Origin of the sequence: Polaribacter porphyrae (assembly GCF_002954685.1) — a bacterium.
In the GTDB taxonomy this organism is placed as follows: domain Bacteria; phylum Bacteroidota; class Bacteroidia; order Flavobacteriales; family Flavobacteriaceae; genus Polaribacter; species Polaribacter porphyrae.
The window spans coordinates 3298856-3313809 of the sequence record NZ_MSCN01000001.1; the positions used below are offsets into that span (position 1 = coordinate 3298856).

Annotated in this window: 13 protein-coding genes; 3 read left to right on the forward strand and 10 right to left on the reverse strand. The window is 29.5% G+C overall.

Annotated features, from left to right (window positions below; all coding sequences use genetic code 11):
• Positions 1-64: 64 nt before the first annotated feature.
• A complete protein-coding gene (locus tag BTO18_RS14795) occupies positions 65-682 on the reverse strand; it encodes a response regulator transcription factor (protein WP_105016968.1) in 618 nt (205 codons plus the stop codon).
• A 4-nt stretch (positions 683-686) separates the two neighbouring features.
• Positions 687-2447, reverse strand: a complete 1761-nt coding sequence (locus BTO18_RS14800; protein WP_105016969.1) for a tetratricopeptide repeat-containing sensor histidine kinase — start codon at positions 2445-2447, stop codon at positions 687-689.
• Between the two features lie 240 nt (positions 2448-2687).
• Here BTO18_RS14800 and BTO18_RS14805 point away from each other — a divergent pair, with 240 nt between their 5' ends.
• The 3 genes from BTO18_RS14805 to BTO18_RS14815 all read left to right on the forward strand — a co-directional run bounded on the left by BTO18_RS14805 (position 2688) and on the right by BTO18_RS14815 (position 7169).
• The gene (locus BTO18_RS14805) at positions 2688-3530 is read left to right on the forward strand and encodes an MBL fold metallo-hydrolase (RefSeq protein WP_105016970.1); all 843 of its coding nucleotides are present in this window, start codon (positions 2688-2690) and stop codon (positions 3528-3530) included.
• 12 nt (positions 3531-3542) lie between these two features.
• Positions 3543-5255, forward strand: a complete 1713-nt coding sequence (locus BTO18_RS14810) for a S8 family peptidase (protein ID WP_105016971.1) — start codon at positions 3543-3545, stop codon at positions 5253-5255.
• A 63-nt stretch (positions 5256-5318) separates the two neighbouring features.
• Complete coding sequence (locus BTO18_RS14815; RefSeq protein WP_105016972.1) at positions 5319-7169, forward strand: M1 family metallopeptidase; 1851 nt, start codon at positions 5319-5321, stop codon at positions 7167-7169.
• Between the two features lie 59 nt (positions 7170-7228).
• Here the strand turns inward: BTO18_RS14815 and BTO18_RS14820 are convergent, their stop codons facing one another.
• From BTO18_RS14820 to BTO18_RS14855, 8 genes are all read right to left on the reverse strand, one after another.
• Entirely contained in the window at positions 7229-8212 is a 984-nt protein-coding gene (locus BTO18_RS14820; protein ID WP_105016973.1) for a DUF4837 family protein, read from the reverse strand.
• A gap of 124 nt (positions 8213-8336) precedes the next feature.
• Positions 8337-9671, reverse strand: a complete 1335-nt coding sequence (locus BTO18_RS14825; protein ID WP_105016974.1) for a lytic transglycosylase domain-containing protein — start codon at positions 9669-9671, stop codon at positions 8337-8339.
• 3 nt (positions 9672-9674) lie between these two features.
• A complete protein-coding gene (locus BTO18_RS14830; RefSeq protein ID WP_105016975.1) occupies positions 9675-10436 on the reverse strand; it encodes an exodeoxyribonuclease III in 762 nt (253 codons plus the stop codon).
• 59 nt (positions 10437-10495) lie between these two features.
• Positions 10496-10732: a hypothetical protein gene (locus BTO18_RS14835; RefSeq protein ID WP_105016976.1), complete on the reverse strand. Its 237-nt coding sequence runs from the start codon at positions 10730-10732 to the stop codon at positions 10496-10498.
• 350 nt (positions 10733-11082) lie between these two features.
• Positions 11083-11310: a hypothetical protein gene (locus BTO18_RS14840; protein ID WP_105016977.1), complete on the reverse strand. Its 228-nt coding sequence runs from the start codon at positions 11308-11310 to the stop codon at positions 11083-11085.
• A complete protein-coding gene (locus BTO18_RS14845; RefSeq protein WP_105016978.1) occupies positions 11311-11967 on the reverse strand; it encodes a 3-oxoacid CoA-transferase subunit B in 657 nt (218 codons plus the stop codon).
• Between the two features lie 5 nt (positions 11968-11972).
• The gene (locus BTO18_RS14850; RefSeq protein WP_105016979.1) at positions 11973-12671 is read right to left on the reverse strand and encodes a CoA transferase subunit A; all 699 of its coding nucleotides are present in this window, start codon (positions 12669-12671) and stop codon (positions 11973-11975) included.
• Between the two features lie 11 nt (positions 12672-12682).
• Positions 12683-14953: a transglycosylase domain-containing protein gene (locus BTO18_RS14855; protein ID WP_105016980.1), complete on the reverse strand. Its 2271-nt coding sequence runs from the start codon at positions 14951-14953 to the stop codon at positions 12683-12685.
• Position 14954 lies beyond the last annotated feature (1 nt).

Sequence of the window (14954 nt, forward strand, 5' to 3'; positions counted from 1 at the left end):
TATTATAGTATCAAAAGTATTTTATAATTTAATAGGTAGAACTACCTATTATGGGTAGTAGTAATTAAATTAGTTTTCTTTTAGAAGCTTCTCTTATCGCTTCTTCTTTTGTATGAACTTGTAGTTTGTCATATATATTTTTAATATGATATTTAATAGTGTTGATACTGATTTCTAAATTTAGTGCAATAGTTTTGTAGCTGTTGCCTAATGATAGCATAGTAATCACTTGAGTTTCTCTTTCCGTTAAAATAGTATCTGGAGCTTTCTTAAAAGATTCAACTACCATTTTTGCAATATTGATGCTCATAGGTGCACCACCATTTTGTAATTCATTCAAAGCTTCAATAAGTTTTTCTGAATTTGCATTTTTTGTAAGATAACCAGTTGCTCCTGCACAAAGTGCATCAAAAACATTTTTAGAATTCTCATATACAGTAACCATCATCACTTTTGTATTGGGTAACTTTTTTTTGATTTCTTTGGTACCTTTTATTCCATTCATTCCTGGCAGTTCAATATCCATTAAAACAATCTCTGGCATATCGTCTTTTAAATATTGAAGAGCGTCTTCACAAGACAAATAAGCACCTACAAGATTGTACTTTTTAGACGATTGAATAATTTGACTAAAAATATCGTTCAAAGGTTCATTATCTTCAATAATTATTACATTTATCATAGTTTTATCTTATTGTGGCTTCAAAACGTACTTCAAAAAAATCATTTTTATTATCAAAAAAGATTTCTGCTCCAATTTTGTTCGCTCTATGTTTCATATTTTTTAGTCCATTTTTTTTATCAAGTTTATCAACATCAAACCCTTTCCCATTATCTTTTAAAGCCATTGTTAATTTGTTATAGTATTGAATAATAATGAAGTATGTTTCTGTTGCTTCTGAATGTTTGGCTACATTAGTCATAGCTTCTTTAAAAATTAGAATAATTTGTCTGTTCCAATAATAAGGTAGTTTGCAGTTTTTATCAATATTTTTTTCGATAAAAAAATCAATTTCAAAAGCCTTAAAAAAATCTTCTCCAAAATCAGAAATGTAAGTGACTACTTCTTCTAAATAATCACTTTTGGTATTTAAAGAAAACATAAAATCTCTAGTTTCTTTAAATAGTATATCAGAATCTTCTTTTATACCTTTCAATGCAGATTTTAACTTCTCTAAATTTATAGTATTATTTCTAATAAGATAATCTGCCAAAACATTAATTCTAGCCAATTTGTTACCCATTCCATCGTGAAAATCTTGAGCTATATTTTCTCTTACTTTTTCTAGTTCTTTCTCTAATTTTTGCCTTTTTAATATTGATTTTTTTAAATCATTGTTCTTTTTCTTAAACTTTTTTAATTGGTATAAGATTAATAGTACAATCACAAAAAGAAAAACAAGACTCCCAAAGAGAATGTAATTATTTTTATTAGAAATTGTCAAGTCTTTCTTTGAAGATTCTTGTTTTAAAATTAAATTCTCTTTTTCTTTTTTTTCTGTTTCGTATTTTTTTTCTAAATCTAATACAGTTTTTTGTTGATTAATATTAAAAATACTATCATTAAATTTTTTAGCTTTAATTAAAGCTTCAAGTGCCTTTTTAGATTTCCCTTGTTTTTGATAAATTTTACTGATTAGTTCATAATTTTCTGCGGCATTAATAAGCATTCCATTTTTTAAAATTAGCCCTAAACTTTGTTGTGCTTTTTGCAAAGCTTTTTTGTATTTCCCTTTATTATAGTAAGCTATTGAGGAAAAATAAAGAGAATTTTCATAAACAAATTGGCTAACATATTTTTTGTAAGTATTTTGTAAACTATCTGCATAAATTAAAGCATTGTTATAGTCTTTTTTATGAAGATAACTTTCTGATAGGGTATTTATAGCTGTTCCAATGCCAACACTATCTTTTAATTTTGTTGCCTTGTAATATGATAAATTAACATATTTATATGAACTATCAATCTCTTTTAAATAGTAGTAAGTATAGCCAATATTATGAAGCAATATCGTATTCCACCTTGCATTTAAAGATTCTGGACAAAAATTTAATGCTTTCTTTTTTAAATCTAGAGATTCTTTATATTTTCCTGCATTATTTAATATCAGACTCATATTGTTATAAAGTTTTGATATTGCTAAAGAATCGTTTATTATTTCGTAACTTTTTACTGCATCAATCCATAATTTCATTGCATTATCATATTTCCCTATGTCATAAAAATGGCTTCCAGATAGATGATTTATTCGCGCATTTAAAGAATCTTGCTTTTCAGGAATTCTGATTTTTTTAATTGAATCAAATAATAAATCAATTCCATCTTTTTTGTTTGATAGAATTTTCTTTACTATTTTTTTATCAAGCTTTTCAAATTCAAGTAGATGCTCTTGTGATAGAATTAATAGAGGGCAAATTGAGTATAAGATTAAAATAATTCTTTTCATTTCTAATAATGAATCTTTCTAATAATAAAGGTAATAATTTTCTATACCAAATTACTACCTAAAATGAGTAGGACTATCTTATACAATATAATGTATAAGTACAGGACATATAAAAAAGTGATTTTTTTGAATTATACTTTACTAAAAGTAAACATCTTTACATTTTTCTTAACGTAAAATCATCATATTTTTAACATATTTGTAAACTTTTGAATTTCTAACCATTAGATTCTTTTTTAGATGAAAATATATCCCATAGAAACTGGTAATTTTAAATTAGATGGAGGTGCAATGTTTGGTGTTGTACCAAAATCGATTTGGCAAAAAACAAATCCTGCAGACAGTAAAAATATGATTGAAATGAGTATGCGTTGTATGCTTATTGAAGATGGGAATCGTTTGATTTTGATAGACACAGGTTTAGGCAACAAACAATCCGATAAATTTTACAGTTACTATTATTTGTTTGGTGATTTTTCTTTGGATATGTCTCTAAAAAAATATGGTTTTCACAGAGATGATATTACCGATATTTTTCTAACACATTTGCATTTTGATCATTGTGGAGGTGTAATCCAAAGAAATGAAAATGGTTTGTTAGTTCCTGCATTTAAAAATGCAAAAGTTTGGAGTAATGATAAACATTGGAAATGGGCAACAGAACCAAATCCAAGAGAAAAAGCATCGTTTTTAAAGGAAAATATTAACCCAATAAAAGAAAGTGGGCAACTGGAATTTATCCATAGAAATTATAAAGATCAAATAGGTTTTGATGTTTTGTTTATGGATGGTCATACAGAAAAACAAATGTTACCAAAAATCAATTATCAAGGTAAAACAATAGTTTTTATGGCAGATTTGTTACCAACTGTTGGGCACATTCCTTTGCCTTATGTTATGGGTTATGATACAAGACCATTGCTAACAATCAAAGAAAAAGCAGCCTTTTTAAATGAAGCTGCAAATAAAAATTTCTACCTATTTTTAGAACATGATGCTTACAACGAACTTTGTACGTTAAAGCATACTGAAAAAGGAGTTCGTTTAAACACAACACACAAATTTTCTGAAGTATTTAATTAGAGAAGAACAATTATGAAGAATTTAAAGACGAGTATTTTTGTTGCTATTACTAGTATTATATTATCAGGATGTGGTGCTACTAAAGTTGCTGTAAATCCACCAACTTTTGAAAATATTATAGCAACTCCTGCAAAAAAAATTGCACTATCTGACGAAGCCTTAAAAACATGGCATCATCTAGACATTACCACAGATTCTATAGCTGGTATTAGTTTGGCAAAAGCCTATAAATTTTTAGAAGGCAAAAAAGGGAAGCCAGTTGTTGTGGCTATTGCAGATTCAGGAGTTGATATTGAGCACGAAGATTTAAAAAATCTACTCTGGACAAACAAAAATGAAATAAAAGGAAATAACAAAGATGATGATAAAAATGGGTATATAGATGATATTCATGGTTGGAATTTTCTTGGTAATGCTAAAGGTGATATTGTTAATGCAGATCAGCTAGAAATTACAAGATTGGTAAAAAAAGGCAGGTTAAAGTTTGATGGTAAAAAAGCGTCAGAAATTACTGAAGCTGATAAAGAGGCTTATCAAGAATATCTTAAATTAGATAAAGAATACAAAGCTACTATTGTAGAGAAGAAGACAGAAATGCAACAAATGCAACAAACTTTAGAGAACCTTAAACGAGTTCAAGATGCTTTCGATGCTGTTAAAAAAATAGCAAAAAAAGATACATTAACTGTAGCTGTTTTAGAGAAGTTAAAACCAACAAAATTACAAGATGTTATGTTGGTAAATAACGTAAAGAACATCTTAAATCAAGGAGGTACAGAAGCAGAATTGGTTGAATACAAAAAAAATGTTGTGGAGTATAAAGAATATTTAGAAAAAGCAATGAAAGGTTATGATTTCGATTTAAATGTTCGTCAAAATCTAGGAGATGATTTATATGATGTCAATGATAAATTTTACGGGAATAATAATGTAATAGGTAGCAAAGATTTAGAAATGCACGGAACACATGTTGCTGGTATTGTAGCTGCAAACAGAAATAATAATAAAGGTGCTGTTGGTGTAACTAATAATGTTAAAATTATGGCAGTAAGAATTGTACCTGATGGAGATGAGCATGATAAAGATGTAGCTTTAGGCATTAGATACGCAGTTGATAATGGAGCAAAAATTATTAATACTAGTTTTGGGAAACGATTTTCACCAAATGCAGCTTGGGTGTATGAAGCATTAAAATATGCTGCTGAAAAAGACGTACTAATAGTAAATGCTGCTGGAAATGATGGTAAAAATATAGATGTTAGAAAGAGTTTTCCTTCAGATTCTAAAGATTTAATCACTGAATTCACAGACAATGTAATTACTATTGGTGCTAGTAGTTTGCACTATAATGAAAAATTGCCAGCAGATTTTACCAACTATGGTAAAATAAATGTTGATGTTTTTGCACCAGGTGTAGATATTTATTCAACAATACCAAAAGACGAATATGAACCACAAAGTGGAACTTCTATGGCTGCACCAGCAACAAGTGGAGTTGCTGCTTTAATTCGTTCTTACTATCCAAATTTATCAGCAAAAGAGGTAAAGTATATTTTGATGAACTCTGGAGTAAAAATCAATTTTGAGGTAATAAAACCAGGTTCACAAAATGAAAAAAATCCAGAAGGGAAAATGGTTCCTTTTTCAGAGTTATCAGTTTCTGGTAGGGTTGTGAATGCATATAATGCATTGCAATTGGCAGACTACCTATCAAACAAAAAATAGAAAATTATTAGTAGAATAAATCATCAATGATTTATTATTTTTATCAAAATTAAAATTCAACAAATGAAAAAAATACTTTTTTTACTATTGTCGGTTATCATGATTGTGTCTTGTGCACAAACAAAAGATGTTCAGTATAAACAGAAAGAATCAGCGTCAAAATCATCAAACAACTATTATTGGCAACAGCATGTAGATTATACTATGGATATTGATATGAATGTAAACAACTATCAATATAAAGGAAAACAAAAGCTGGTATATACCAACAATTCTCCTGATGATTTAAATAAAGTGTTTTATCATTTGTATTTTAATGCATTTCAGCCAGGTTCTCAAATGGATGTTCGTTCTTTAAATATTAAAGATCCAAGTGGTAAAATTGGGGATAGGATTGGTAAATTAAAACCAAATGAAATTGGTTACATAAAAGTAAATTCTTTACAACAAGATGGTGTTACAGTAAATTTCGAAACAGTTGGTACTATTTTAGAAGTTACCTTAAACAAACCTATAAAATCTGGAGAAAGTGTAATTTTTGATATGAATTTTGATGCACAAGTACCAATTCAAATTCGTAGATCTGGAAGAAATAGTAAAGAAGGAGTTGCTTTATCTATGAGTCAATGGTATCCTAAAATGGCAGAATATGATTTTCAAGGATGGCATACACCACCTTACATTGCAAGAGAATTTCACGGAGTTTGGGGAGATTTTGATGTAACACTTCATATTGATAAAAACTATGTAGTTGGTGGTTCTGGATATTTACAAAACCCTCAAGAAGTAGGGCATAATTATCAAGATAAGAGTAAACCACTAAACTTACCTAAAGGTGATAAATTGACTTGGCATTTTAAAGCACCTAATGTACATGATTTTATGTGGGCAGCAGATTCTGAATATAATCATGATGTTTTAACAATGGAAAATGGTATTGATTTACATTTTTTATATAAGAAAACATTAGATGCAAAATATTTAAAAAACTGGAAAGACTTACAACCCAAAACTGCTGAATTAATGACCTATTTTAGCGAAAATGTAGGGCAATACCCATACAAACAATATTCTGTAATACAAGGTGGAGATGGAGGTATGGAATATGCAATGTCAACTTTAGTTACAGGAAAAAGAAGTTTTGGTAGCTTATTTGGTGTAACTGCCCACGAAATGGCACATACATGGTTTCAGTTTTTATTAGCTTCTAATGAGAGTTTACATCCTTGGATGGATGAAGGGTTTACAACTTATATCTCTAATTATGCATCAAACGAAATAATGAATAGAAATAGAGCAAACCCAAATGCAGGTTCTTATAGAGGATATAGAGCATTAGTAACTAGAGGTTTTGAAGAGCCACTTTCTACACATGCAGACAGGTATCATACAAACTGGGCTTATGGTACAGGAAGCTATTCTAAAGGAGCCATCTTTTTAAGTCAATTAGAATACATTATTGGAAAAGATAATGTAGCAAAAGGGTTAAAAAAGTATTTTGATGATTTTAGTTTTAAGCACCCAACACCAAATGATATTAAACGTACTATGGAAAAAGTATCTGGTATTCATTTAGATTGGTATTTAAATGAGTGGACACAAACAACCCATACTATAGATTATGGAGTAAAATCTGTAAACGATAAAACCATTACTTTAGAAAGAATTGGTAAAATGCCAATGCCTATAGATGTTGAGGTTGAGTTTACTGATGGAAGTAAGCAAAGCTACAACATTCCTTTACGAATGATGAGGGGAGAAAAGCCAACAGCAACTAAAATTTTAGAAGATTGGACTTGGGCACACCCTACTTATTCTTTTGAAGTTGCTAAACCTATAAAATCTGTTATTATTGATAAAAGTGGATTAATGGCAGATATTAAATTGGAGAATAATATATTTAAAGTGGAATAGTAAAATTTAAACTAAAAATAAAAGTGTTGGGTTAGAAATACTCAACACTTTTATAATGTTTAATCAATTTTTATAGACTTTGCAATAGCCTCCAGCTCAAAAAGAAACGCTCTTTTATTTACAGAAGGTGCATACGTAAAACCTTCTACAACTACAATTCTGTTATTCTTTTTGTCTAGAATAGTATAATTTAAAAAAGGGCCAGCCATAAAGTCGTTTTTTACTTCCCATTTTCCACGAGTTTCATAAGCTTTTTTACCATCTATTATTGCATCAAAAGTAAAAGGAGTGTATGCCTTTTCTGTAATCATGTGCATTTTTTCTGGATCTGAACCTGGTATGTGCATTTTACCAATTTTATTTCTTACAGAAACAATACTGTCTGCTATTGTGGTTTCATCTTCTATAGGGAACGAATACACCAAAATATTATTACTACCTGTTTTTGCAATTCCACTTGTTAAATGGTTACGCAACCATAAAAAGTTAAGCGTGTCTTTTACTGTTCTAAACTTTTCTGGAATTGTAAGTGAAACTCCTAAATTTCGAAGTGTTGCAAATTTACTATCATCCAACTTTTCTTTAGCAAAGATGTTTTGCGTAAATTTAATATCAGAATCTAGAAATATCCTTCTTATCTCTTGTTTTCTTTCTTTTAAAATTTTAATAATAGTTTCATCATCTTTTCCTTGTATGTATAATACTGTTTGTGGTTGGGCATACACATTTCTTTTTACTAAAAAGTTTTCTTTTTCACCTTCTGTAATAACTAAAATATTTCTACTTGCTTTCATCATAGAGCTAAAGCCTGTTGGAGCAACTTGAGAAACAGACAAAATTGATTCTGGTTGAGGTAAACCAACCATAAGCTCACCAAAAGAGTTTCTAATTTCTTGGCCAATATCTCCTGTCCAATCACTAATTTTAGCAACCACCATTACTTTATTTATCTTACCAATAGATTCTTTTAAAATAATTTTATCATTACCTACACAAGCATAAAATAAGATGGTAATTATAACAATAGAAAGTAGTTTTTTCATCAGTTTAGTTTTTTAAATAATTTTGTGTTTTAAATGTAAAGTTTAACCTTACCAAAGATTGTTCCAATTTTTAAATTTAGCAATATAAAATTAGAAACTTCTTTTTAAAAGAAAAATTAAAAAGTTATTTACTAGATTTTCTACTAGAAACAGGAATCCTTTTTGGGAAAATATACAATCGTTGTCCAATTTTTAAACGACTACTTTTTAGACGATTCCAGCGTTTTATACTACTAATTCTAACGCCAAATTTATTGGCTATTTTACCTAAATAATCTCCATTTTTTACTTTGTATCGTATACGTTTGTCCATTTCAAAGTATTTAGGTAAAGGCTTTTCTCTTTTAGCATCATCAGCATCAGCCAAAGCATAGATCTGTTTTTCTTTATCTAAAAACTCAATAATTTTGTTTGATGGTAATCGTAATGCATAATTCCTTTCTTTAATATAAGGGATAATATCTAATTTATAAGAAGGATTCAAAAACGATAAAACATTATCATCTAGGTTAATCATTTCAGAAATTTGGTCAAAAGAAATGGTTCTTTTTATATGAACTGTATCTGTCTGAAAGTTGAAAAACTTGGGTAATTTAGAATAAATTTGATGTTCATTTGCATGTTCAAAAATATACATTGTAGCATAAAAGGCAGGTACATAACCTGCTGTTTCTCTGGGTAAATAAGGTCTAATATTCCAATAGTTTTTATAACCTCCAGAACGTTTTATTGCTTTTGATACGTTTCCTGGTCCAGAGTTGTAGGCTGCCAAAGCCAAGTCCCAATCACCAAAAATTTTATACAACTGACTTAAATATTTACAAGCGGCAATTGTTGCTTTTTCAGGATTGTATCTTTCATCAACATAAGAACTCACTTTTAAATCGAACTGTTTTCCTGTGCCATACATAAATTGCCATAAACCAGATGCTCCAACTCGAGATCTTGCTCTGGGTTTTAATGCAGATTCTACAATAGCTAGATATTTCATTTCTAGAGGAATATCAAATTGATCTAAATACTGCTCAAACATTGGGAAGTAATATTTAGCTTTTGCCATTAATGCTGGATAATACTTTCTTCTGTATAGCAAATAACTGTTAATTACTTTTTCTAAAGCAGGATTAAAAGCCAAATTAAAAGGAGTGTTTTTATTTAATTTTGTGAGTCTAGTTTTTAGTAAATCTGTAGTTAAAACTCTGTTGGTATTACCAATAATATCTTTATCATCAATAACATATTCTAGGGTATCTATTAAAGCAGAATTAAATTTTTCTTCAACCAATAAACTATCAATTTTTTTTAGGTCGTTATCAGTGAAAAATTCTTTTTTGATTGGTGTTTTAATAGAATCTTTTGCTATAAAAATAGTGTCTCTTTTAGGTTGAATAATTGTGTCAATTTTTTCTTGAGAAACTACAGAAAAGCTGATAAAAAGTAGAAATATGATTTTTTTCATGAATTAAATATCTAATTCTAAAGCAATTGGGCAGTGGTCTGAATGCTTTGCTTCCGGTAAAATGTAAGCTCTTGAAATTTTATCCTTTAAAGATGCTGAAACCATAGCATAATCTAATCGCCAACCTTTGTTATTTGCTCTTGCATTGGCTCTATAACTCCACCAAGAAAATTGCTGAATGTCTTGGTTTAAATATCTAAAACTATCAATAAAACCACTTTCAATAAATTTACCAATCCAGGTTCTTTCTTCAGGTAAAAAACCTGAAACACCTTTCATTTTAGGGTTATGGATGTCAATTTCTTCATGACAAATGTTATAATCTCCACAAATAATTAAATTAGGAATCTCTTTTTTTAGATTATTGATGTATTCTTGAAATTCATCCATATAATTAAGTTTGAAATTCAATCGATCTAAATTAGTACCAGAAGGTAAATAGAGGCTCATAATTGATACTTCATCAAAATCTACACGCAGGTTTCTCCCTTCAAAATCCATTGTTTCTATACCTGTACCATATTCAATATGATTTGGTTTTTCCTTACAAAAAATAGCTACTGAAGAGTAGCCTTTTTTTTGTGCGGAAAACCAATAGTGATATGGATAACCAGCATCTTCAAATAAAGTAACATCTAGTTGCTCTTTATGAGCTTTGGTTTCTTGAATACAAATTACATCAGGATTTGCAGCCTGTAACCAATCTAAAAACCCTTTTTTTAGTGCTGCTCTAATTCCGTTTACGTTATAGGATATTATTTTCATGTGTAGCTTTTAGTTTCTTCTTAAAGAAAAAGTAACTGTAAGCCAAAAATAAGTAAATATTATTCTTTAAGTTTAATATAAATTATCTTTTTAGAAAATAACCAGCTTAATCGTTTTTCTTTGCCATACCTCTTTTTTATAATTTTAATTCTAGGAGAAAGAAGGTAAGCAATTGGGATAGCGATAAGTAATTTTATCCACAGTTCATTTAAGTTAAGGATTTTATCTAAACTATACATAAAAAGAATCACCAAAGAAGGGAAAATAAGAAAGTAGTAATTTTTAATAATGCTCATTTTAATTAGATTTTAAATGTTAAAATTCAAGTCTAAAAAAAAGGGGTCTATTTCATTATTGAAATATTTTTGATTTGATATGTTTGGTTATATAGTCATACAAATTTAAAAAAAATTATTAATATCAAAGAAATAATTAGAAAGTATAGGTCTGTTTTTCAATATTTTAAGATAAATTTAATAATTTGAATTCTACTAATATCTCTCCTAAAATTATTCCATCTGGATATTTTTCTTTGCTTGAAAAAAACTCTTTACTTATTTGATAAATAACAAACTCCACTAATACAGTTAATATTAACCCATCAAGAAATGATAAGAAATTTTATAGATTTATTAGTAATTTTCATCTAATCTATAATGATTGATTCTTTTAAAAAAATCCAAGTAATTTGAGTTTTTGTTCCTGTTTGTGTTTCAATTTTCTTTTTTCTTGGAGATAAGAAAACAGCTAGAGCTACTGCTAATCCATTTCTTATGAAAATATTATTTACATTAAAAACTAAATCTAATATTGCTATTAAAATTAAAGTAAAAAGAAAGATTACTAGAAAAGGTCTTCTTGCTAAATAGTTCACTTACAATATCATTTCAGGAATTTCTCCATTAACAACTAAAGTACCTTCTGTTGCTTTTTGAATTTCTTCTACAGATACTCCAGGAGCTCTTTCTAATAAATGAAAAGTATTGTCTTTTACTTCTAAAACTGCTAAATTAGTTACTACTTTTGTAACACAGCCAACTCCTGTTAAGGGCAAGGAACATTTTTTAAGTAGCTTACTTTCTCCTCGTTTGTTAGTATGCATCATCGCTACAATTATATTATCTGCAGATGCTACTAAATCCATAGCACCACCCATTCCTTTTACCATTTTTCCTGGAATTTTCCAGTTGGCAATATCTCCGTTTTCAGCAACTTCCATGGCTCCTAGAATGGTTAAGTGTACATGTTTGCCACGAATCATACCAAAGCTTGTAGCTGAATCAAAGAAACTAGCTCCAGGCATTGTAGTTATGGTTTGTTTCCCTGCATTTATAATATCTGCATCTTCATCACCTTCAAAAGGGAATGGTCCCATACCTAAAACTCCATTTTCAGATTGGAACTCAACTTCTATATCATCTCTTACAAAGTTTGCTACTAAAGTAGGAATACCAATTCCTAAATTTACATAGTAACCATCTTTGACTTCTTTAGCAATACGTTTTGCAATCCCATTTTTATCTAAAGTCATAGCTATTATTTTTGTCTTACAGTTCTTTGCTCAATTCTTTTCTCATAATTTTCTCCTTGAAAAATACGCTGAACAAATATCCCTGGAATATGAATATTATTTGGGTCTAATTCTCCAACAGGAACTAATTCTTCAACTTCAGCAACAGTGATTTTTGCGGCACCACACATATTTGCATTAAAATTTCGTGCAGTTCCTTTAAAAATTAAGTTACCAGCAGCATCTCCTTTCCAAGCTTTTACAAAAGCAAAATCGGCATTAAATGCAGGCTCTAACACATACATTTTTCCATTAAATTCTCTATTTTCTTTACCTTCAGCTACTTCTGTACCATAACCAGCAGGTGTATAAAATGCAGGAAAACCAGCTTGAGCTGCTCTGCATTTTTCGGCTAAAGTTCCTTGTGGAGTTAGTTCAACTTCTAGTTCACCTGATAACATTTGTCTTTCAAATTCATCATTCTCACCAACATAAGAAGAAATCATTTTTTTTATTTGCTTGTTTTGTAAGAGTAATCCAAGACCAAAATCATCAACACCAGCATTGTTAGAAATACAAGTTACATTTGTAACACCTAGCTTTACAAGTTCTGCTATGGCATTTTCTGGGATACCACACAAACCAAATCCACCAAGCATAAATGTCATTTCACTTTCTACTCCAACTAGAGCTTCTTTTACATTGTTTACTTTTTTATTAATCATTTTAGTAGCGATTAAAAATTAGTTTCATCATCTTCAATTACATTTTTATCTTCATCAGTTTTTTCAACGCAATTTATATTTATTGATAAATTTTCTGGCTTTTCGAATTTTTCCATACTAATGTTTAGTGATTTATCAGCATAACATTTTTTCATAAATAAAGCCCAAGAAGGTAAAGACATGGTTGCACCTTGTCCTTTTGTAATACCAGCAAAATGGGTAGCTCTATCTTCACCACCTGTCCAAACTCCTGTTGCTAAATTAGGTACAATTCCCATAAACCACCCATCAGATTGATTTTGTGTTGTACCAGTTTTACCAGCAATTTCATTTGTAAATTCATAAGGAAAACCTGTAACAGCTTTACCACCAGAAGTCCATTTGGCACGTAAACGAATCCCTGATCCAGAATCAGCAACACCTTGTAATAAGTTTAAAATTACATAGGCAGATTCTTCACTTAAAACTTCTTGAGTTTCTGGTACAAAATCTTTTAAAACGGTTCCGTTTTTATCTTCAATTCTTGTAATAATCATTGGCTTTACACGCAAACCTTTATTGGCAAAAGTACTATATGCACTTACCATTTCTAATAGTGATAAATCAACAGCACCTAATGCAATTGAAGGGTTTGCTTGAATTTTAGTTTCAATACCAGCTGCTTCTGCTAAACGTACCACATTTATTGGGGCTACTTGATCAATTAATTTTGCTGTTACAACATTGGTTGATGTTGCCAATGCATCTTTTAAAGAAAGCATGCCACCATATTTATCATTTGAATTTTTTGGTGTCCAAGGTTCTGGAATTCCATATTTTCCTTTTGGTATTGTGTATGGAGTATTTGGGTATAAATCGCAAGGAGATTTTCTTAATTGATTAATGGCAGTTGCATATACAAAAGGCTTAAAAGTAGAACCTACTTGTCTTTTTTGTTGAGCAACTGCATCATACTTAAAATGTTTGTTGTTAATGCCACCTACCCAAGCTTTTATGTGACCTGTTTGCGGTTCTATAGAAACTAAACCAGAACGTAAAAAGTGTTTGTAATATCTAATAGAATCATTTGGAGACATAATAGTATCTATATCTCCTTTCCAAGAAAAGATTTTCATTTTAGTCTTTGTCTTAAAAATTTTATTGATTTCTTCTTTAGATTTTCCACCTGCTTTTAATCGTTTATATCTATCAGAATTTCTTCTTGCCCTATCGTAACTTCTTGCAATTTCATCTTTTTCTAAATCATAAAAAGGTGCAGTTTTATTTCTTTTTTGTTCTTTAAAGAAATAGGTTTGTAAGTTAGCCATGTGTTCTGAAACTGCATCTTCAGCATACTTTTGCATTCTAGAATCTATAGTTACATAAATTTTTAATCCATCTCTAAAAATATCATATTCTTCACCATTTGGTTTAGGGTTATCTTGCACCCATTTGCGCATTACTTTCTGTAAATGAGTTCTAAAATAAGTAGCATAACCTTCATCATGACTTTCTGGTGTGTAATTTAAATCTAGAGGTAATCTTTGCAATTCTTTCTTTTTATCTTCAGAAATATAATTATTTTTTGTCATTTGTAATAAAACTACGTTTCTTCGTTGTTTTACTTTTTGCTCTCTTCTTAAAGGGTTAAAATAAGATGAGTTTTTTAGCATACCTACTAACATTGCAGATTCATGAATCTCTAAATCTATAGGTTCTTTACCAAAATAAATTCTAGCAGCAGAACGAATGCCAACTGCTAAATTTAAAAAATCATATTTATTTAAGTACATCGCAATAATTTCTTGCTTTGTGTATTGACTTTCTAGTTTTACAGCTACTACCCATTCTTTCATTTTTTGCCCTATTCTCACAAAAATATTTCTAGAGGCTTTACCTGTAAACAACATTTTAGCAAGTTGTTGTGTAATGGTACTTGCTCCTCCACTTCCAGGTTTTAATACAGCTCTTGCTGTACCTTTAAAATCTATCCCTGAATGATTAAAATATCGTTCATCTTCAGTTGCTACTAATGCATTTACTAAATTTTTGGGGAGTTCTTTAAATTTAACAGGTGTTCTGTTTTCTGCTGCATATTTACCTATGGTAATACCATCTGCGGATATTACTTCAGTTGCTAAATTAGTCTGTGGATTTTCTAATTCTTCAAAAGTTGGTAATGCTCCAAAACCTCCTATTGATGCTGTAAAAAATAATAAACACACTGTTAAAAAACCACCTAAAACTATGGTCCAAAACCAAATAAGATATTTTCTGTAGTTGCTTTTTTTCTTTTTTGTCATT